This window comes from Aromatoleum bremense (assembly GCF_017894365.1).
Taxonomy (GTDB): Bacteria; Pseudomonadota; Gammaproteobacteria; order Burkholderiales; family Rhodocyclaceae; genus Aromatoleum; species Aromatoleum bremense.
This window is the reverse complement of sequence record NZ_CP059467.1, coordinates 1,731,010-1,750,848: the sequence shown is the minus strand read 5'-3', so window position 1 is coordinate 1,750,848 and position 19,839 is coordinate 1,731,010. Positions and strand designations below refer to the sequence as shown.

20 protein-coding genes are annotated in these 19,839 nt (G+C 65.4%); 18 read left to right on the top strand and 2 right to left on the bottom strand.

The window, feature by feature from the left end; translation table 11 throughout:
* Positions 1-6 precede the first annotated feature (6 nt).
* The 4 genes from pbN1_RS08325 (at position 7) to pbN1_RS08310 (ending at position 6,101) form a co-directional block, all read left to right on the top strand.
* Positions 7-1,401 carry a sigma-54-dependent transcriptional regulator gene (locus pbN1_RS08325; RefSeq protein WP_169203286.1) on the top strand — a complete coding sequence of 465 codons (1,395 nt, stop codon included), beginning with the start codon at positions 7-9 and terminating at the stop codon, positions 1,399-1,401.
* Between the two features lie 619 nt (positions 1,402-2,020).
* Positions 2,021-3,814, top strand: a complete 1,794-nt coding sequence (locus tag pbN1_RS08320; RefSeq protein WP_169203285.1) for an ATP-binding protein — start codon at positions 2,021-2,023, stop codon at positions 3,812-3,814.
* Positions 3,815-4,110: 296 nt separating this feature from the next.
* Positions 4,111-5,424, top strand: coding sequence for an ethylbenzene dehydrogenase-related protein (locus tag pbN1_RS08315; protein ID WP_169203284.1), 1,314 nt, complete (start codon positions 4,111-4,113; stop codon positions 5,422-5,424).
* An 86-nt stretch (positions 5,425-5,510) separates the two neighbouring features.
* Complete coding sequence (locus tag pbN1_RS08310) at positions 5,511-6,101, top strand: NapC/NirT family cytochrome c (RefSeq protein WP_169203283.1); 591 nt, start codon at positions 5,511-5,513, stop codon at positions 6,099-6,101.
* Positions 6,102-6,136: 35 nt separating this feature from the next.
* Here the strand turns inward: pbN1_RS08310 and pbN1_RS08305 are convergent, their stop codons facing one another.
* Positions 6,137-6,733 (bottom strand): tyrosine-type recombinase/integrase, encoded by a 597-nt coding sequence (locus tag pbN1_RS08305; RefSeq protein WP_425305759.1) that lies wholly within the window; start codon positions 6,731-6,733, stop codon positions 6,137-6,139.
* A gap of 1,153 nt (positions 6,734-7,886) precedes the next feature.
* Between pbN1_RS08305 and pbN1_RS08300 the strand changes: the two genes are divergently transcribed.
* From pbN1_RS08300 to pbN1_RS08250, 11 genes are all read left to right on the top strand, one after another.
* On the top strand, positions 7,887-8,663 hold the full coding sequence (locus pbN1_RS08300; protein ID WP_425305758.1) for an ATP-binding protein: 777 nt from the start codon (positions 7,887-7,889) through the stop codon (positions 8,661-8,663).
* A gap of 118 nt (positions 8,664-8,781) precedes the next feature.
* Positions 8,782-9,000, top strand: coding sequence for an AlpA family transcriptional regulator (locus pbN1_RS08295; RefSeq protein WP_016446183.1), 219 nt, complete (start codon positions 8,782-8,784; stop codon positions 8,998-9,000).
* A gap of 40 nt (positions 9,001-9,040) precedes the next feature.
* Entirely contained in the window at positions 9,041-9,907 is an 867-nt protein-coding gene (locus tag pbN1_RS08290; protein WP_169203282.1) for a ParA family protein, read from the top strand.
* Positions 9,891-10,127, top strand: coding sequence for a type II toxin-antitoxin system HicA family toxin (locus tag pbN1_RS08285; protein ID WP_169203281.1), 237 nt, complete (start codon positions 9,891-9,893; stop codon positions 10,125-10,127). Before pbN1_RS08290 ends, pbN1_RS08285 begins: the two co-directional genes overlap by 17 nt.
* Positions 10,120-11,778: a ParB family protein gene (locus pbN1_RS08280; protein WP_169203280.1), complete on the top strand. Its 1,659-nt coding sequence runs from the start codon at positions 10,120-10,122 to the stop codon at positions 11,776-11,778. Before pbN1_RS08285 ends, pbN1_RS08280 begins: the two co-directional genes overlap by 8 nt.
* 17 nt (positions 11,779-11,795) lie before the next feature.
* On the top strand, positions 11,796-12,356 hold the full coding sequence (locus tag pbN1_RS08275; protein WP_169203279.1) for a DUF2857 domain-containing protein: 561 nt from the start codon (positions 11,796-11,798) through the stop codon (positions 12,354-12,356).
* A 2-nt stretch (positions 12,357-12,358) separates the two neighbouring features.
* Positions 12,359-13,552, top strand: coding sequence for an STY4528 family pathogenicity island replication protein (locus tag pbN1_RS08270; RefSeq protein ID WP_169203278.1), 1,194 nt, complete (start codon positions 12,359-12,361; stop codon positions 13,550-13,552).
* 238 nt (positions 13,553-13,790) lie between these two features.
* Positions 13,791-14,543 (top strand): OST-HTH/LOTUS domain-containing protein, encoded by a 753-nt coding sequence (locus pbN1_RS08265; protein WP_169203277.1) that lies wholly within the window; start codon positions 13,791-13,793, stop codon positions 14,541-14,543.
* Between the two features lie 188 nt (positions 14,544-14,731).
* Positions 14,732-15,520, top strand: coding sequence for a PFL_4669 family integrating conjugative element protein (locus tag pbN1_RS08260; RefSeq protein WP_169203276.1), 789 nt, complete (start codon positions 14,732-14,734; stop codon positions 15,518-15,520).
* On the top strand, positions 15,517-16,068 hold the full coding sequence (locus pbN1_RS08255; protein ID WP_169203275.1) for a DUF3158 family protein: 552 nt from the start codon (positions 15,517-15,519) through the stop codon (positions 16,066-16,068). The genes pbN1_RS08260 and pbN1_RS08255 overlap by 4 nt, the downstream gene beginning before the upstream one ends.
* The gene (locus pbN1_RS08250; protein ID WP_169203274.1) at positions 16,065-16,445 is read left to right on the top strand and encodes a single-stranded DNA-binding protein; all 381 of its coding nucleotides are present in this window, start codon (positions 16,065-16,067) and stop codon (positions 16,443-16,445) included. Before pbN1_RS08255 ends, pbN1_RS08250 begins: the two co-directional genes overlap by 4 nt.
* Before the next feature lie 85 nt (positions 16,446-16,530).
* On the opposite strand, the gene pbN1_RS08245 is transcribed toward pbN1_RS08250, so the two are convergent.
* Positions 16,531-17,376, bottom strand: coding sequence for a class I SAM-dependent methyltransferase (locus pbN1_RS08245; RefSeq protein ID WP_169203273.1), 846 nt, complete (start codon positions 17,374-17,376; stop codon positions 16,531-16,533).
* Positions 17,377-17,450: 74 nt separating this feature from the next.
* On the opposite strand from pbN1_RS08245, the gene pbN1_RS08240 reads away from it, so the two are divergent.
* Genes pbN1_RS08240 through pbN1_RS08230 form a run of 3 tightly spaced genes read left to right on the top strand, consistent with a single transcriptional unit; the run spans position 17,451 to position 19,748 of the window.
* A complete protein-coding gene (locus pbN1_RS08240) occupies positions 17,451-17,882 on the top strand; it encodes a helix-turn-helix domain-containing protein (RefSeq protein WP_169203272.1) in 432 nt (143 codons plus the stop codon).
* Between the two features lie 24 nt (positions 17,883-17,906).
* On the top strand, positions 17,907-18,689 hold the full coding sequence (locus tag pbN1_RS08235; RefSeq protein WP_169203271.1) for a hypothetical protein: 783 nt from the start codon (positions 17,907-17,909) through the stop codon (positions 18,687-18,689).
* Between the two features lie 33 nt (positions 18,690-18,722).
* The gene (locus pbN1_RS08230) at positions 18,723-19,748 is read left to right on the top strand and encodes a DUF4917 family protein (RefSeq protein WP_169203270.1); all 1,026 of its coding nucleotides are present in this window, start codon (positions 18,723-18,725) and stop codon (positions 19,746-19,748) included.
* Positions 19,749-19,839: the final 91 nt, after the last annotated feature.

The following is a 19,839-nucleotide window of genomic DNA, read 5'->3' as shown; positions in this document are numbered from 1 at the left end:
ACGGACATGCTGCCCAGAATTCTCGTGGTCGACGACGACCGCTACACCCGGACCCTGCTCGAGCGGATGCTGGAGACCGGCGCCGAGGTGCAGGTCGCCGCCGACGGGGCGCAGGCACGGCAACTGTTTGCCGAGGGGGACTTCAACCTGGTGCTGATGGACCAGCGCCTGCCGGGGGCCAACGGGATCGAACTGCTGCGTGAGTTCCGCGTGCGGCGCCCCAAGATGGTGGCGATCCTGATGACCGGTTACGCCGACGTGCGCGATGCGGTGGCGGCGGTGCGCGAAGGCCTGTTCGACTACCTGACCAAGCCGTTCGAAGACCTGGAAGCGCTCGAGGCGGTGATCGGCAAGGCGCTTGAGCTCGATGCCGCCTACCGCGAGATCGGCGGTCTGCGCGCGCGGTTGGCGGCCGAGGCGGGGGCCCCGGCGCTGGTGGGCAAGTCGCCGGCCATGGAGCGGCTGATCGGCCAGATCCGGCAGGTGGCGGGGCTCGACACGACAGTGCTGCTGGAAGGCGAGAGCGGCACCGGCAAGGATCTCGTCGCCAAGCTGATCCACGCCTGGAGCCCGCGCAGCGCGAAGCCGTACCTGGAAGTCAATTGCGGCGCGCTGGCCGAGACGTTGCTGGAGAGCCTGTTGTTCGGCCACGAAAAGGGCGCCTTCACCGGCGCCACGGTGACCAGCCCCGGCTATTTCGAGAAGACCGATGGCGGCAACCTGTTCCTCGACGAGATCGCGGACATGAGCCCCAAGCTGCAAAGCAGCCTGTTGCGCGTGCTGCAGGATCACCACTTCACCCGCATCGGCAGCACCCGGTCGCGCGCCACCGACTTTCGCCTGATCTGTGCCACCAACCGCCCGCTCGCCGGCGAGGTCACCGCCGGCAACTTCCGCGAGGACTTGTACTACCGCGTCAACGTGGTGGTGCTGCGCCTGCCCCCGCTGCGCGAGCGCGAGGGGGATGTCATCCGCCTCGCCGCCCATTTCCTCGACCATTTCAACGCCAAGTTCGGCAAGGAGTGCGGCCCGTTCACCCCCGCCGCGGTGGACACCCTGATGTCCTGCCGCTGGCCGGGCAACGTGCGTCAGCTGCAGCATTGCGTCGAGCGCGTGGTGGCACTCCACCCGGGCGGCCCCATCGACATCGTTCACTTGTGTCCCTCGTGCGATGCGCGAAACGCCTGCCGTCCGGACAAAGCCGTCGCAGTGGCGCCCGCCGCGAGTCACAGGGCGGCCGTGGGCTACCAGGAAGCCCGCGCCGAGTTCGAGCGCGAGTATATGCGGCGCATGATCGAGGCGGCGGGGGGCAATGTCTCCGAGGCGGCGCGCATGAGCGGCATCCCGCGCCAGAATTTCTATACGCGCATGAAGCGTTGGGGCTTCGTCACCGATCAGTGACGGTTGTCACTACCCAGTGACAACTTCATGCGTAGGAGATGTCTTTGCGCGGACTGCAACACCTTGATCTATCGGCAAGCCTCGAAGTGGCACAGGTATTGCGCCTCCCCCTTGTCCGACTTTCGACAACGTGAGGCCGTCATGAACAAGAGCGCAGTAGTGATCGCATGTGTCGTCGTCCCCACTGCGGGCTCGGCCCTCGCCGGGGACCCGGCAACAATCAACCGTTGGAAGATTCCGTAAGCGATCCATAGACCCCAGTCTTTCCGGCGAGGGCTACTCTGTGGTCGATGCGCCTGTTTCTGATTCCAGGGCAGGAGGACTTCGAAGTGTTCGGCGGTGGTTGCAGCGGGCTGATCGCTCGCGCGGGCAGGTTATTTCGCGCCTGCCGGCGCCTCCGGAACGCCGCGCGCGGGTACCTCGTGCCCGCCTTGCGGCGTTGCCCGCAGCACGCGTCCCCGTCCATTGGTCCCCGCGGCAGAGGGAATCCGCGGTAGCGGATCGTGTGCCTTCGAGGCTAGCCGGGCGGGGGCGTCATACGCGTCATTTGCCCGGGTATCCCGGCGCGATCATGCGGCTCCCTCGCCGCCATCACTGCGCTGAATAGGAGAGCGGGGCGATGAGCGAGGGTAGGCGGGACAGGCGGGGCAGGCAGGTCAAGGCCTCGATCCTCGGCACCTTTGCCGCAGTCGTCCTGTTCGTGGTCGCCGCCTTTTTCGTCACCGTCTATCTCCTCGAGCGCCAGACCCTCGAAGCCGACCTCACCGAGAGTGCCGCAGCCGTGGATACCCTGCTGCGACAGAAGGTGGAGAAGGAGGCGAAGGTGATGCACGGCATCGTCATGGCGATGTTCGGCAATCGCGAACTCGAGGCGGCGCTCGTCGACCAGGACCGGGACGAGCTATTTCGCCTGGTCGCGCCGCTGTTCGAGTCGATTCGCGCCGAGCACGGCATGACTCACCTGTATTTCACCGCTCCCGATCTGGTGTCGCTGTTGCGGCTCCATGAGCGCGAGCAGTTTGGCGACACCATCGACCGCTACACCACCGTGCAGGCGCGCGAGCGGGGCCAGACCAGCTTCGGCCTCGAGCTCGGGTCATTGGGCACGCTTACCCTTCGCACCGTCACCCCCTGGCGCCGCGACGCTGCCACTGTCGGTTACGTCGAGCTGGGCGAGGAGATCGAGCACCTGCTCGTCGATATCCGGAGCACCCTTGGCGTGGAGCTGTTCGCCTTCGTCGACAAGCGGTTCATGTCGCGAGCGCAGTGGGAGAAGGGCCAGACGCTCCTGGGCCGGGAGGGGCGCTGGGAAGCGTTCGATGCGTTCGCGCTCGTCGGCCAGACACCGGAACGGTTCTCGGCGGGCCTGCGCACGCGCCTTGCCGCGATCCTCGCCGGGACTTCGGGGGGCAATGCGACCGATGGTGAGCGCAGCCTCTACCTCGCCGGAGTGCCCCTGACCGTGGCGGACGGGCGCGAGATCGGCCGGCTGGTGGTGGTGCGCGACGTGACCAGGCTCGAGCGCACCTTCCGGCGCTCCCTGATCGTGGCGACCCTCGTCAGCATGCTTGCCGGCCTCGTCGTCTTCCTGTTCTTCCGCGGTTCGCTTGCGCAGGTCGAGCGGGACTACGAGCGGCAGTACGAGCTCGAGCTGCGCCTGCTGCGCATGAGCAGCGAGCATCAGCGCATGGTGCAGGTGGAAAAGCTCTCGGCGGTGGGCACCATGATCGGCCAGATCGCCCACCAGCTGAACAATCCGCTTGTGGGCGTCGTCAACATGACGCAACTCGCCGAACGGCAAGCCGACGATCCGGTGCGGGTACGCGAGCTGCTTGCAGAGATCCGCAGTGCCGGGCAGGACTGCAGCAGCTTCATCCAACGCATGCTCGGTTTCAGCAAGGTTTCCCGCTTCCAGCGCACAGCGACCGACATGGGCGTACTTGTCAATGAAGCGGTCTCGCTGTTTCGCCAGAGCGTTGGCCGCCGGGTGGACGTCGACGTTGAGCTGCCGTACGAGGTGCGCCTCGTGATCGACCCCATCTTGCTGCGCCACGCCCTGTTCAACCTGCTGGCCAACGCCGGCCAGGCAATGGGCGGTGAGGGACATGTGCTGGTCACGCTGCTGCCGGCCTGCTCCGACGCGGACCGCGACCCGGCCTGGCTCCTGAGCGTCGAGGACGAGGGGCCGGGGATTGCGCCCGAGGTGCTGGATCACTTATTCACGCCGTTCTTCAGCACCCGCGCCGAAGGCACCGGGCTGGGATTGCCGGTGGTCCTGCATGTCGCCCTCCTGCACGGAGGGCGGGTGGATGTCACCAACCGCTCCGAGGGTGGCGCGCGCTTTGCAATCTGGTTGCCGGAGCATTCTCCGGAGACAGGCTCCGATGCGGGCCCGAGTCCTCACCGTCGATGATGACCCGATACCCGCAGCTGCTCCAGTGGCCGCCTCGGAGCAACCCGGCAGCGCTTCGCGACGACGAGTGTGCCGGGCATCCGGCTGCAGGACGCGCACGTGCACATGAAGCGTCGGAGAGTCGTCAATGAAAAGTGACAGTTGTCGCGAACGGGTGACAACTCCAACCACCCGGCCCCGGCTCGGATCGCGCCAGGATCCCCGCCCATTCCGCGCGCCATCAGCAATCCCGCAGAGGTGGTACGCCGTTTGCTGCTGCCTTGGCGAGTCCGTCCAATGACAAGAGGGGAACGATCATGAAGCGATATGCTGTGCTGCTGGGTGCGGCCCTGACGACGAGTTCGGCGCTGGCCGCCGACATCGCCACCATCGACTGGTCGAAGGTTCCGGCCGCGACCGTGACGCTGTTCTATCCGGGCCAGGCATCCTACGAGTGGATCCACAGTGCCGAGCACAAGAAGGGCGGTGCCAAGGGGATAAAGGACGGGAAGAACTGCCTGGAGTGCCATGAGGACGAGGAAGCCGACATCGGCAACAAGCTCGCCGCCGGCAAGCGGCTGGAGCCCACCCCGATCGCCGGGAAGGACGGCACGAAGAAGCTGACCATCCAGGCCGCCTATGACAAGGAGCGGATCTACCTCAAGGCGAGCTGGCCGACGTCTCTCAAGGAGGCCGGCGCCTTCCACGACTACAAGGCGCTCAAGGACGGCAAGTGGGTCACCTACGGCAGCAACCGAACCAACACGGATGTCAAGGCCGGCAAGGCCAAGGTGTCGTATGAGGATCGCTTCAACGTGTTGCTCGGCGACGGCAAGGGCGTGCCGGAGTTCAACAACCTGGGCTGCTGGGTCACCTGTCACAACTCCATGCGCGACATGCCCAACGCGCCGACCCAGGCGCAGGTCGAGGCTCACCCGATGCTGGGCAAGGACGGGATGAAGCGCACCGACATCCGCAAGTACCTGCCGGCGACGCGCAGCGCCACGGATGAGGCGGGCGGCTGGGACAAGGTGAAGCCGAAAGCGGAGCTCGACGTCCTGATGGGCAAGGGCGCCTTCCTGGATCTGTGGCAGGCGCGCGCCTACCGTTCGCTGCCCGTGGGTAAGGCCGACGACTCCCATGTCTTCCAGTATCGCAACTTCGACTCCGGCAAGAAACCCTTCGACAGCAACTGGGATGGCGCGAAGAAGCAGCCCAAGTTCATGTTCGACCCGGCGAAGAACGGCGGCCGCGTGGCGCTCACCGAAGCGCAGTTCCGCGACCCGAAGGCGCCGAAGCTGAGCGACAGCAACAGCGTCCCCTTCGACCCGGCCAAGGTGAAGGACAGCGACGTCCTGCCCGGCTTCATCCTCAACACCAAGACCGAGGGCTCGGCCGACGACCTGGACGCCAAGGGCACCTGGGCCGACGGCATGTGGACGATGTACGTGTGGCGCAAGCTCGACACCGGCAACAAGGACGACGTTGCGCTCGTTGCCGGCCAGACCTATCCGATCGGTCTGGCTGTCCATGACGACAATGTCACCACCCGTTTCCACCACGTGAGCTTCCCGCTCACGCTGGGCGTCGGCACGGACAAGGGCGATATCAAGGCGGTGGAGCTCAAGTGACTCCATGAGCGAGGGGGAAGGTCGGGCCCCCTTCTCCCATGGCCCCCCTTCCGCCGCGCGCCGCATCGAAGAGCAAAGGATCCAACATGTCCGACGACCGCAAAAACCTTCCAACCCGGCTGTGGAACGCCTTGCGACGACCCAGCGCCCGCTACTCGCTGCTCACCCTGGCGGGCGGCGGCTTCCTGGCCGGGATAATTTTCTGGGGTGGATTCCACACCGTGCTCGAGGCGACCAATACGATGGAGTTCTGCGTCTCGTGTCATGAGATGGAGCAGAAGGTGTACCGGGAATACCAGAAGACAATCCATTACTCCAACCCGAAAGGAATCCGGGTCACCTGCGCCGACTGCCACGTACCCAAGGACTGGGGCCCCAAGATCGTACGCAAGGTGCGCGCGACCAACGAGCTCTTCCACAAGCTCGTCGGTACCATCGATACCCCCGAGAAGTTCGAGGCCAATCGCCTGGCCATGGCTCAGCGCGTATGGGCGTCGATGAAGGCGAGCGACTCGCGCGAATGCCGCAACTGCCACACGCTCGAAGCGATGGACCTCGAGCCTCAGAAGCCGCGCGCTCGCAAGCAGCACCAGGCGGCCGCCAAGGAAAAGCAGACCTGCATCGAGTGCCACCAAGGGATCTCGCACGACTTGCCGGAAGACATGCCGGAAAGCTGAAAGTGCATCCCCTGTCGACCGTTGTCAATGCCGATTTAAAACTGATACACCCCTATTTCATTGACATGTGCAGTGTGCCCGGTCAGCAGGTCGCGGCAGTCCATGCGCTTGAGGGCGCTGTTGAGCGTGTTCTCGCTCATGCGCATCTTTATTTCGCTGTCGTGCCGGAACAGGTAGTGCTGGGTCGGCTTGACCTCCTCCAGCAGGTGCCGGACGATCTCCTGGGCCTGCACCGACAGCGGCACGATGTAGGGTGGGATGTCCTTGGGCAACTGGCGCTTCTTGCGCATGTCCACCAGTTGCTTTACGACGTCGGGCGGGATGATCCACAGACCTCGATCGAGGTCGAACTGATCCGGCGTTGCTTGGTGCAACTCGCCCGTTCGCACACCGGTCAGCAGCAGCAACCGTAGACCGAGATGGGTCTGCTGCCGGCCGAGGTACTTGCGCAGCCGCTGCAACAGCTTGGGCAGGTCGGCCATGCGCAGGAACGGGTTGTGGTTGACAGGGGCAGCGGCAGTGCCACTACGTCGAGGTCTGAGGCCGGATTCTGAAGCCGCCGTGCCCGCAAAAATGGACACAATAATGGACATAAAAGTCGCGGCTTCAGGTGGATTTCGGTGGATGTCCATGGAACATCGTTGCGCTTAAAAAGCGTATTGTATCAACGACTTGAGTGGCTTCTTGGACATCCACGGAACTCCGTGGAAAGTGTGCAGTGGAGCGGGCGATGGGAACAGCACCCGGTCGCTAACTCGTCTATTACGAACGTCTTTTCCGATCCAAGCGTCACGGAATGGACTCGATTGTGGACTCAAGTCTTCGGCCTGGTCAATGCAGGACCGTTGCGGGTGATCCAAAGCGAGCCAAGCACATCCGCCAACAGCCAGAGCATCGGATTTCATCCAGAAGTCTATCTGTCTACTGGCACACCACGCCACGGGACACGATCGGTCGCGACGGACAGGCGGGCTGCCGTCCTCAAAGGACGGGCTTGTCGTCGATCGGCGCGGCCCCGTCTTTCTCCCGCTCGATGAACCGCGACATGGGCTCGGAGGGTTCGTGCTGACGGCGCAGCAGGTAGGGTAGAGAGCAGCGGTTGCATGCCGGCAGGCAGACGTGATCGTACGGCCGTTGGACGAAGATTCGGCGGCGTTGACGACCTACCTGCTACATCCCGAGGGCGCGATGTTGGAGCCGCTGCGCCACTTCAGCGACCGTGCGCAGCGTGTCGGCCATATGCCGTTGGATACGCAACGGCTCGCATGAGGCTGCTTTAGGCGGGTTGAGGCGATGCCATTTTGGTCAAGGCGCCAGACCTGTTTTGTCATAGTTGGATTCCATCGACGCGGTGCACTGGCGTGCTGTACTCAGGCTGCTCGCGCTTGCGGTTGGCATCCTGCGATGAGACTCGTATGCCCATCGCGTCGCGTCACAGCGAAGACGCGCGGCGCAACAGTCCTTGCCGTATGCACATCGGCTCTGGCGTGTTGAGCTGATTGCACTTTACTGGGACTTTTCCCCTGCAAAGACTTTGGCCTGGTTATCCGGGTCAGGCATGGTGCCCGCGAATGACGCTGGTGACAGCACGTTTCGCGTGCTTACGAATTGTGAGTGATGGCGCCATGCGCAGCAAGGCGCACATCTCGCAATGAAATCGGCGGCATTACCGATGCCACGGTCTTCGCCGCTTCGCCACCTGCTCGTTTCGCCCGGAGATTCCTGGACAGCCACGCACGCCGCCTGCACGGCAGGTGCGCGTGCTTGGACTCGGTGCGATGACGAATGGAGGCGCGCGATATGCCAAAGTCGAGCAGCCTGGCCGATGGCGCCAAGACCTACTACCGCCCGATCGAGGCGGCAATCCGCTGGAGCGGATTGCTGCGCTTCGAGCGGCGCATCCTGGCGACCTTGGGAGAGCGGCCTCTGCCGGAGGCAACGGAGTTTCCGCGCTGGCCGATGCTGCGGTTGAACGCCGAAAGAATCTTCGATGCGCTGGCTCACGGCGAGATGCCGTATGGCAAGGAGGGCTTGGTGCGGGACACGCAGGGCCTGGCGATGGACGACCCATCGCTGACGGTGCGGCACGTCGACCTGAAAGCCTGGATGGCGCACTACTACCCCGGCGAGAAACCGGCGTTTCTGTTCGATGAGATCGAGCGTGCGCTTCACCCGGCGATCAGCCTGGACACAGTGGGCGCATTGCTGGCCGAGCGGGAAGCGATCAAGGCACGGCTGGCGGAACACTTGGGCGTGCACGAGACGTTGCGCGCCGAGCACGAGGCGCTGCTGAAGACGCACGCCGCCTGCGCGGCCGACGCGGAGCGTGCTAACACGGCGGGGCCGCGCAGCGAATCGACCTACCTGAACATCGTTGGCGGGCTACTGACGCTACTGCTGGGGAAGTCGCCCAGCGGCATGCCCTATTCCAGCTTCCTGACGCAGGAGGCCATCATCAGCGCGATGGTGGCGCACCATGGCAACGCGATGGGCATCACCGAGCGCACCCTGCAGGCCAAATTCGCACTGGCTCGGCGCAATCTGCAGAGCACGACTTCCTGAGCGATGCCAGACCGTATCTGCGGTCGCGGAAACCGCATTTGCGGTGTCTTTCTTCAACGCGGCGTTCTTAATTCGAGTCACGCCAATCAGCGCCACTGAGCGTTAAGGAGTGACCCTCATGTCCTCGCAGACCACCGCCACGGCGGCACCGACCGAGCACCGTATCCTGCGCCGCGCCGAGGTCGAAGCCAAGACCGGTTTCAAGCGCGCGCACATCTACAGCCTGATGAAGGAAGGCAAGTTCCCCAAGGCGCTGCGCCTGGGCGTGCGCGCGGTGGGCTGGGACTCGGTGGAGATCGAACAGTGGATCGCCGATCGCCTCAAAGAACGCGCCTGACGCTTCTTCTCGGTTCATGCCATTCGACGAGGAGAAGCTCATGCAGGTGGTGTCCATCATTTCGACCAAGGGCGGCGTGGGCAAGACCACGACGGCGGCCAACCTGGGCGGCTTCATCGCCGATGCCGGGCTGCGCGTGCTGCTGCTGGACCTGGACGTGCAGCCCACGTTGTCGAGCTACTTCACGCTGGACGTACGCGCGCCCGGCGGCATCTACGAGATGCTGGCCTTCAACGAGCGGCGCATCGAGCAACTGGTGTCGCGCACCGCGATCGCGGGCCTAGACCTGGTGCTCTCCAACGACGACCGCGGCGAACTGAACACGCTGCTGCTGCACGCTCCGGATGGGCGCCTGCGACTGCGCCATTTGCTTCCCGTCTTCCGCACGCACTATGACTTGCTGCTGGTCGACACCCAGGGCGCGCGCAGCGTGCTGCTGGAGATGGCGGTGCTGGCGTCCGACCTGGCGCTGTCGCCGGTGACGCCGGAGATTCTCGCGGCGCGCGAGCTGCGGCGCGGCACGCTGCAACTGATCGAGGACATCGCGCCGTATCGGCACCTGGGCATCGAGCCGCCACCGCTGCGCCTGCTCATCAACCGTGTGCATCCGGTGTCGTCGAACGCGCGGCTGGTCCAGCAGGCGCTGCGACAGGTGTTCCAGGAACAGGCCGGCGTGCAGGTGCTGGGCACCGACGTGCCGGCCATCGAAGCCTATCCGCGCGCTGCGACACGAGGATTGCCGGTGCATCGGGTGGAGTACCGGCAGCCGGCGGGGCGCACCGCGCCCGCGGCGCTGGAGACCATGCGCACACTGGCCAGCGAGCTGTTCCCCGTGTGGCGGGAGCGCTTCGCGCTGGTCACCGGCCGGGCCGATGCGGGAGGGGCCGGCCATGGCGAGCGCGCATGAACTGGCGCGCGGCCGTGAACGGTTGCGCGCGCTGATCGAGTTTGCGCTGGGCGAAGGCTGGCGCGTGGTGCGCACGTCCGGAGGGCACCTGAAATTCACGAAACCAGGCTGCGCGTCGATCTACACCAGCTCGACTGCGAGCGACCACCGTGCCGACCGCAATGCCCGCGCGCAGCTTCGCCGCACCGACCGGCAGGCGCAGGAGAACGGCCGTGGCTGAGCTGACGCCGCAGGACATGGCTGCCAAGCTGCTGGCCACCGGCTTCGAGCGCAGCGGCCCTTCGGCCGCGACCTTGAGCGACCCCATCGCCGACACGCCGATGGTGGTGACGCTGGACCAGTTGCGGCCCTACGACCACGACCCGCGCGTGACGCGCAACCCTGCCTATGCGGAGATCAAGGCGTCCATCCGCGAACGCGGGCTGGACGCGCCCCCCGCGATCACGCGCAGGCCGGGCGAGGCGCACTACATCATTCGCAACGGCGGCAACACGCGGCTGGCGATCCTGCGCGAGTTGTGGAGCGAGACCAAGGAGGAACGCTTCTTCCGCATTGCGTGCCTGTTCCGCCCGTGGCCGGCGCGCGGCGAAATCGTGGCGCTGACCGGGCATCTGGCCGAGAACGAGCTGCGCGGCGGGCTGACCTTCATCGAGCGGGCGTTGGGCATCGAGAAGGCGCGCGAGTTCTACGAGCAGGAAAGCGGCCAGTCGCTGTCGCAGAGCGAACTCGCGCGGCGGCTGACTGCTGACGGCTATCCGGTGCCGCAGTCACACATCAGCCGCATGAACGATGCGGTGCGCTATCTGCTTCCGGCGATCCCGACGCTGTTGTACGGCGGATTGGGCCGGCATCAGGTGGACCGGCTCGCGGTGCTGCGCAAGGCGTGCGAGCGCACTTGGGAGCGGCGTGCGCTGGGCCGCACCGTGGCCGTGGACTTCGCCACCTTGTTTCAGGACGTGCTGACGCAGTTCGACACACAGCCGGATGACTTCTCGCCGCAGAGGGTGCAGGACGAGCTGGTGGGCCAGATGGCCGAGCTGCTGGAGGCGGACTACGACACGCTGGCGCTGGAGATCAACGACAGCGAAAGCCGCCAGCGTGCGCTGACCAGCGAACCGGCGGCGCCGACGCCTCCGGCAGCGCCTGTCGTGCCTGCTACTCCTTCCGCACCGGTCTCCGCGCCTCAGCAGCCACCCGTCTCGTCTGTGCCCCGCGACACCACGCCGGTCGCGCCTGCGGCGCCAGCAGCGACACCGCCTGCATCGTCCGAAGCGCCGGAGGACCAGCACGGGCCACGCGACGAGCGCCTGCAAGGGCACATCGTGACACCGGCCCCGACCACCGAGCGCCTGCAGTCCATCCAACGGATGGTCGCAGATCAACTCGGCGACAAGCTGCCCGACTTCGAGGCCGATGCGCTGAGTGCGATCCCCGTGCAGGCCGGCGGGCTCTATCCCATCTCGGACGTCTGGTACATCGAGCCGGGGTTGGACGTGCCGGATCGCCTGCGCGTGCACATCGCGCAGTTCGCACGCGAGATCGCCGGGGAAGCGGCGGTAGCCGATCACATCGAGGCCAGCGACGGCGGCATCGGCTTCGTCTGCATGGCGCCGGCCGTGGGCCAGGCGAAGGCGTTGCCGGCGTTCGCGCGGGCGGTGTTGACCCTGCTGCATGCGCTGAGTGCGGCTCCGCCCTCCGCGAACGGATTGGACCGCGCGCGGCTGGCCGACGAGCTGGCGACGCTGCTGCATGGCCATGGCGGCTCGGCCACACGCCTGAGCGATGCTGCGCTGGTGAAGCTGTTCCGTCTGCTGCGCCTGGCGCGCCGGCTGCTGGACCTGCAAGCCGGCGAAGCGGGCCAGGAAGCCTGAGCGCAGGAGGCTCCCGCATGTCGGCACCGCACCCGCTCAACCAGGCCGTGATCGCCCAGGCCCTGCATGACCTGCGCAACGGCCAGTTGCGCCGCTGCAAGGCCATGGGCTTCGGCGAGGAGGAGCTGGATGCGCTGAAGCACCCCGAACTCGTGAGCATGCTGGTGAATGCCACGGTGTCGTGGTGTTCGGTGTCGGTGAACCGGGAGGTGTTGAAGCGGCTGCTGAGCCAGGTGCACGACGTGGAGCGGGAGATCGCCACGGTGGACCGCATGCTTCGCCTGGGGTCGAGCACGGAGATGGTCAGCAAGTTCTACGGCCTCACGCATCAGGAAGTGGCGCTGCGCCGCGACATCCTCGGGCTGCCCAAGCGCAAGGGCCGGCATCCGGTGCTCGACGAGGCGCAGGACGTGGCCTTGTGGGAGCGCTGGAAGGCCGGCGTCGCCGAGCGCCATGTCGCCCCGACCGACGACATGGCGATGCTGGCGCTGACCATGGACCTGGCCGAGGCCATGACCCTGCCCATGTCGGTGATCTGGTCGGCGATACGGAACTGGATCGACCAGGGGCTGGTGTAGCTATGACCACGGGCAGCGCATCACGGCGCGATGGCCCGGTTGCGCTGTCGGCGTTGTTCGACGAGGCGCTGCGGCACCTTGAGTCGAAGGAACCGGCGCAGGGCACGGCGCCGGCCGCCGACGGTTTCCTCTACAGCGGCAACCGCCATGAGAGCGTGCCGCGCAGGCTGTTCCTCGACCGACGCCTGACGCCGCTGGAGCGCAACGCTTGGCAGGTGTTCCGCCTGCAGCTCAACGACGACGGCGTGACCGCCTTTCCCACCTACGACCAATTGCGCCCTTACTTGGCCTCGATGCCCTGCGCGGCACAAGCCTCGCACGAGACCGTGGCGCGCGCCCTGACGCTGTTGCGGCTGACACGCTGGCTGAGCCTGGTGCGACGACGGCGCGACCCGAAGACCGGCCGCATTCAAGGCAACCTCTACGTGCTGCACGACGAACCGCTGTCGCCCTTCGAGGCGATGCAGCTCGATGCCGACTACCTCGGCCTGGTCAGTCAGGCGCTGACCCATGCCGCCAAGGCGGTACAGATCGTGGGCATGAACACGCTCAAGGAGATTGCCGAAGACCCGCTGCTCAGCGGCCGCACGCTGCCGACCCGCTTGCAGGTGCTGGCGCAGCGCATGGCGCGGCATGGCTGGACGACGCCAGGTTATCCACAGGAGGGTGCCGACCACGAATCCGAAGAAGGCCAGGAAGCCCTTCTTCGGAATGCTGCGCGCCCGTCTTCGGAATCCGAAGCAGGGCCGAAACCCGCGCCGGACGGCTCTCTTCGGATTCCGAAGGAGGACCGTACAGTACGTAATGATCGTATAAAAGAAGTACGTACAGTACCGCGCGCGCGGGCCTTGCAGAACCTGCGGCTGCCCGAGCGCTTCCTGCGCCTGAAGGACGAGCAGCAGGCCGGCGCGCTGGTGGCGTTGCAACAGGTGGAGGAAGCCCAGCGGCAGGCCGTGCTCGACGAATGGACCGCACGCTGCCGCAACAGCACGGTGCGCAACCCGGCTGGCTATCTGTTCGGCATCATCCAGAAGGCGATCCGCGGAGAGTTCAAGGCCTGGGCCGGAGAAAGTGCATCGGCGCCGCCAGCGCCCCCGCCACCTGCGCCATCGTCACCGCCGGCATCCCGTGCCGCTGACCCCGAGGTGGCACGTGCCTACCTGGCTCAGCTCCGAGAAGCCTTGCGTGATCGCTGATGTTGACTATCCCCAGGGGATAGCTGGAACAGACACCCTTCCGCCGTACTCGATTGCCGCCCGCCGAACGACAGGCGAAACTGTCGCCTGTGAATCAGACGAGGACAGCCACGCACGAGCCCGGCCGACGATGGACATGACGACTTCTCCCGCCACAAACGCACTGCAACCACTACAGCGAGACGTTCAACGCTTGCTGGGCAGATGCCTGTTGCGCCTTCAACAATACGAGCGCCTCATGAAAGCCATCGTGGCGCACCACGAGATTTCAGGCCCGGCGCATTCACAGGAGGCCATTCGCGCAGCGCGGATCGAAGATGCCGCGACCAAGACCCTGGGCACGTTGGTCGGACAATTGTTTGGTTCGTATGTCGTCACCGATGGAAATGGTGGCAAGGAACGCGACGACGATCTTCCCGGCGACGTGATTTCCTTTCGCACGCGCGTGCAACTGAGCCTGTCTGCGCAGGACTACGCCAAGACCCAGGCCGACCTCAAAGACCTGGTATCGCTGCGCAACACCCTGGTGCACCACTTCATCGACCAGCACGATCTATGGACCGTGGACGGGTGCAGCGCTGCACAGGACGAACTCGGGTCCGCCTACACGCGCATCGATCAACACTTCGAGCAACTGCGCGGCTGGGCCGAGCACATGGATCAGGCGCGGCGTCTTGCGGCGGAGTTCGTCCAGTCGGATGTGTTCCACGACCTGGTGGTCAATGGCATCGCGCCGGACGGCACGGTGGACTGGCCGGCCGCCGGCATCGTTCGCGCGCTGAGCGAGGCCGCCGCGCAGTTGGCCGTCGAGGGCTGGACACCCATCGTCGTCGCTGGCCGCTGGATCGCGGACCGGCATCCCGAGCAGCTTCCAGCCAAGTACGGCTGCAGCAGTTGGCGGCAGGTGGTGCACGAGTGCCGCTTGTTCGAGCTTCGCTACCGTGAGGTGGAGGGGCAACGGGCCGCTTGGTACAGACCTCGCGAGGCATAGCCCCGCAACGCGGTCTCACCTCCGCGCGAGCCGCGAACACATCCGCCGAGCTATCCCCAGGGGATAGCCGGCACACACAGCCTTCCGCGCGGAACAAACCGGGCGCGCATGGGCTGCGGTTTGTTGACTGACAGCCTTCCGGCCGATGCCGATGCTGGCGACTCGCCCCTTCACCGCGAGTCGCTCCCATGGACAACGAACGCACAAAACCCCTGCAACTGAATCTCGGATCGCTGCGCAGCGCGATGTCGCTGACGCTGCACACGCACCACGCTTCGCGCATCTGGCACGGCCGCGCGCCGACCGAGGGGCGCCCAGGCATCATCGGTCTCAACGGCTTCATCGGCGCCATGAACAAGATGAAGCGCGGCGCCGAGCAGGACGACCCGTACTCGGACTGGTGGATGCTGCGGATCGAGGACAAGCTCGCCGACACCAAGACCCGTCTGCAGACCCTGCGCGAACAGGTGGATCAGGCCTTGGCCGACGTGCCAGCGGCGCTGTCCCTGGGCGAGAACATGAACGTGCAGCCGGTGAAGCTGCCGCTGTTCGTGAACGCCCAGCTCGGCTTCATGGCGGTGTATCTGCTGGCCGACTACGACGACCTGGCACGCAAACTCATCCTGGCGCACCACACGGCGCTGATCGACCGCAGCACCTTGGAGCGCTGGCTCAATGATGGTGCGCACGCGCTGCGCAGCCTGTTCTCGCTGGCCCAGCAGTACCGCTACTCGGGCACGACGCGCGACGACTTCGCGGCGAAGAACGCGGCGGCGCGAGCGGCGCTGGAGAAGTTCGGCGAGCTGCCGCACGACGTGCTGGAAGGCACGCGCCGCTCGCGCTTCGCGCCACCCATCGCGAGGCGGTCGAACAAGCCCGGCACGCCGCCTGCTGCACCTGCCATCGTGCCCGATGCGCAGGCTCCCACGGGTGGCGCAGCCGATGGTGCCGCGGGCGATGAGGGTGCTGGCGCATGACAGCATCGCCCCCTATCAGCCACTCCACGCGCTTCGTGGCGCTGGAACAGGCGGACTTCCAGCGGCTGGAACACGCAGGCTACCTAAAAGGCCTTTTACAGCCTTTTAAGGGTAAGGGGAGTCTGGAGACCTGGGCCAGCCAGTGCGCAGCGCTGCGCGACGACGTGATTGGCCTGGCGCAGCGGCGCGTGCTGCCCCAGGCGCGCGCCTACCCCTTCAGCCTGCTCCACGTGCAACTGGCCCAGCAGGCCACTGGCGCAGGGACGACCTTCCTGCGCTGGCGCAACCTCGACCGTTCCTCCATGGGCGTGGCGTTGTGGGAGGCCCTGCTGGCCAACCCCGCGACGCCGGCCTCGCTGATCGACGAGCTGTACTCGATCGAACTGCAGCGCATCGTGCTGAACATGCAGATCAGCCTGACCCACAGCATCGCTCGCCAAGCCCTGGAATGCGCCAGCAAGGCCGCGCAGGCCGAAGCGGCTTACCTGCGGCGTGTTCATGGGCACGCCGCGCCCATCCGCACCACCACCCCCAAGGAGTCACCATGAGCACGCACTTTGTTGGCGAGGGCAACATCGGCTCTGCGCCGGAATACCGGGAGTTTCCGAACGGCAACGAGGAGCCACGCCGGCTGCTGCGCCTGAACGTCTACTTCGACAATCCAGTGCCGACGAAGGACGGCTACGAAGACCGTGGCGGCTATTGGGCGCCCGTGGAGCTGTGGCACCGCGACGCCGAACGCTGGGCGGGTCTGTACCAGAAGGGTATGCGTGTGCTGGTGGAAGGGCGCACGGTCAAGGACGAGTGGGAAGACGCCGACGACAACGAGCGCATCACGTTCAAGATCGAAGCCCGCCGTGTGGGCATCCTGCCGTACCGCATCGAGTCGGTGACGCTCAGCGCCAAGTCACCGACCGAGCAGTAGGCGTTCTCCGGGGGCGGGTGCAACAGCCAGCAGTCGCCCTCCCTGGGCCAGCTATCCCCAGGGGATAGCTCCATCCACGTCCGGGTCACGATGCCTGGGCGCCCACCAGCCAGCAGGCCGCGGTGAAGCGAACTTCCGCACCGAACACATAGGGCTCGAAGGCAGCACGCACGGTGGCGATCACCGAGCTGTGCGTTTGCTCGTCCGCCTGTTGCAGCATTACGCCAACTGGGCCGAGCCAGCTCAAGTAACGAATCAGATCCTGCTCTGGCAGCGTGCAGGTCACGTCAATGGGCTGGATGTCGATGCTGGACCAGCCCCTTTCTTCGAGGATGGCCTGAACCCGGTTTCTGTCAGCGAAGGCGAACTGTCCGGGTGCGCCAGGCCGGCGAGCGGGAAGCTGTGGCAGCGCTGTAGCCGCGGCGCGCTCGGCCGTGGTCATGAACGGATTTTCGGCGGCGCTCCGCCAGGCGACGAAGCGCAGCTCGGCACCGCCCCTGGCCGCGCGGCGCAGGTTGGCGAAGGCGATGTCGGGATCGTCGAAGAACATGACGCCGAAGCGCGACACGATCCTGCCGAAGCTGGCCGGCTCGAAGGTATGGGCCTGAGCGTCGGCACGGATGAAGTTGGCGGGTACTCCTTCCCGTTCAGCGCGCGCCTGAGCGACGGCCAGCATCGGCGCCGACAGGTCGATGCCCACCGCACGGCCTTGCGACCCGAGCCGCCGTGCGATGGCGATTGTGGTGCTGCCTGTGCCGCAGCCGACATCGAGCACCCGGCCACCGGAAGAGGCGGTGGCCGCCTCGACCAGGCAGTCCTCGAAGGGCTGGAACATCCCGTCGAGCACGTCCTGCGCCTCAACCCAGGCCCGGCCGGCCGGGCCGTTCCAGAGTTTCTCCTGATCGTCGTAAACCTGACGTTCGTCGCTCATCGTGCCTCCTGTTGCATGCCTTGAAGCAGTGATGGCAGTACCATGCCACTTCAAGTCGACTTGAGGCCAAGAGGGTGAGAGAGCTGGATATTGCCGAGGTGGTGCAACGTGCCGGCATCCCCGCCTCGACGCTGCGCTACTACGAGGAGAAGGGCTTGATCGTTTCGGTCGGCAGGCGGGGACTTCGCCGCCTGTTCGGCGAGCAGGTGCTGGAGCGGCTGGCGTTGATCGGGTTGGGGCGTGCCGCGGGCCTGTCGCTCGACGAGATCGCGCTGATGTTCACCCCGAACGGCCCGCCGCGCATCGACCGGCAGATGCTCGCAGCCAAGGCGGACGAGTTCGATCAGACCATCCGCAAGCTGAGCGCCATGCGCGACGGACTGCGGCATGCCGCCGCCTGTCCCGCGCCGAGCCACATGGAATGCCCGACTTTTCGCCGCCTGCTGCGTGCCGTCGCGTCCGGTGCCATCGGCGGGCACGGGAAGAAGGCCGCATCGCTCACCTGAAACCTTCCGCGAGAGGCAAGAGGCATGATCGGAAAGAGAACCCGCTACTCGTTCGCGCAGTTCCTTGAGCTGCAGGAGCCGGCTGTTTCCATCGCGCTGTTCGGCAAGCACGATGTACAACACCTGTCCCTGTCTCCGGGACAACTGCTGCACGACCTGCTGAACACGCTGCGTGAACTCGATGACCGCACGCTCATGCTGGCCCTGTCCGAGATAGTCGCGACATCGGGCGACCTGCGGGCCAGGGTCAATCCGAAGTATCGGTTCGATGAACGCATGCACGACCTGGCGCAATGCCTGCTTCTGGACGGCTACCTCATCCAGGATAAGAAGCTTCTGCAGGCCGATCCGTCGATCGCCGATGCCGCGCCCTTGGAGGACGACCTGATCACGGCCTTGCGGACCTCGAGCACACCGCGCGCACAGGACATCATCACCAAGATCAACGATTCGGCGGACGCTTTCCGGGCGACACCACCCGACTACAACGCATCGCTCGTGAATGCCCGCGTGGTGCTGGAGACGTTGGCGGGTGACGTGGCCGCCGACGTTGCTTCACGGTTGCAAGGTCCCGCGACCTACAACCCCTCGAAGTGGGGCGAGGTGCTTTCGTTCCTGCGCAGTAGCGGCGAGATCACGACCGAGGAGGAGAAGGGACTTGCCGGCGTGTTCGGTTTCCTGAGCCCTGGCGCGCATCGTCCGGTCGGCATCCCGGAAGACCAGATGACGCGCCTTGGCCGCTCCTTCGCGCTGAATATGTGCTGGTTCCTGCTCAAGAACCATCTTGCGCAAACCCACCGGCCTTGAGCGCCGCCGATCTGGACACGCAAGGGACAACACATGCCGTTTGAGATCAGACCCTGGGAAGCGATCGCCGAGAACTACGGCTGCACGATCCTGCTCGGCAACGGTGCCAGCATTTCCATCAGCCCGAGCTTCTCCTACGCATCGCTGCTCCAGCATGCCGCCGAGCAGCATCTGCTCCCAGAGGACGCTCAGCGGCTGTTCGAGTTCTTTCAGACCAACGATTTCGAGTTGGTTCTTCGGATCGTCTGGCAGGCGTCGAACGTCAATCGGTCGTTGCAGATACCGGACCAACGAACGCATGCCGCCTATGTCAGTCTCAGGGACTGCCTCATCCAGACCGTCCGCGACATTCACCCTGAGCACGATCAAGTCAGCGCCCACCTGCCGAGCATCTATCGGTTCCTGAAACGGTTCAGAACCGTCATCTCCCTCAACTACGACCTGGTGGTGTACTGGGCCATGACCCATGGCCTGGACATCGACGACCAGCATGCGTTCAAGGATTGCTTCGTGGGAGGTGGTGCCTTCGACGACGACTGGCAGCGATTCAGGCAGCCGATCAGAGGGGATCGTTCAACCACGCTCGTGTTCTATGCCCACGGCAGTCTTGTACTGTGCAGAAACCCGGTCGAGCAGGAATTGAAAGTCCACAGTAGGGATGCTGGTCTCCTCGAAGCGATATTGCAGCTATGGCAGAGCGAAAGGGTTGTTCCGTTGTTCGTCAGCGAAGGAACGTGGCAGCAAAAAGTCGCGTCCATCCAGAACAGCTACTACCTGTCCACCGTCTACAGAGAGGTCTTGAAGTCCCAGCGGGACACACTGGTGATCTACGGCTGGGGGTTCGCCGATCAAGACATCCATCTCCTGCAACGTATGAGAGACACGGGGATCAATCGTGTGGCGGTGTCGGTGTTTCGGGGAGACCAGGCTTATTGCAACCGGGTCTTCCAGATGATCCACGACACCTTGGGGGCGCATGTCGAGGTGGAGTTCTTCGACAGCGAGAGCCCCGGTTGCTGGACTCACCCTGCTCAGCAAGGTTTGCAACCGATCGCATAGACCGACAAGGCCGAACAGCAAACGCTGCGACCTGAACCCGCACAAGCGGGTATTCACCGCTTCCGCGTTGTTTGCTGCCGCGCGAGCGGCT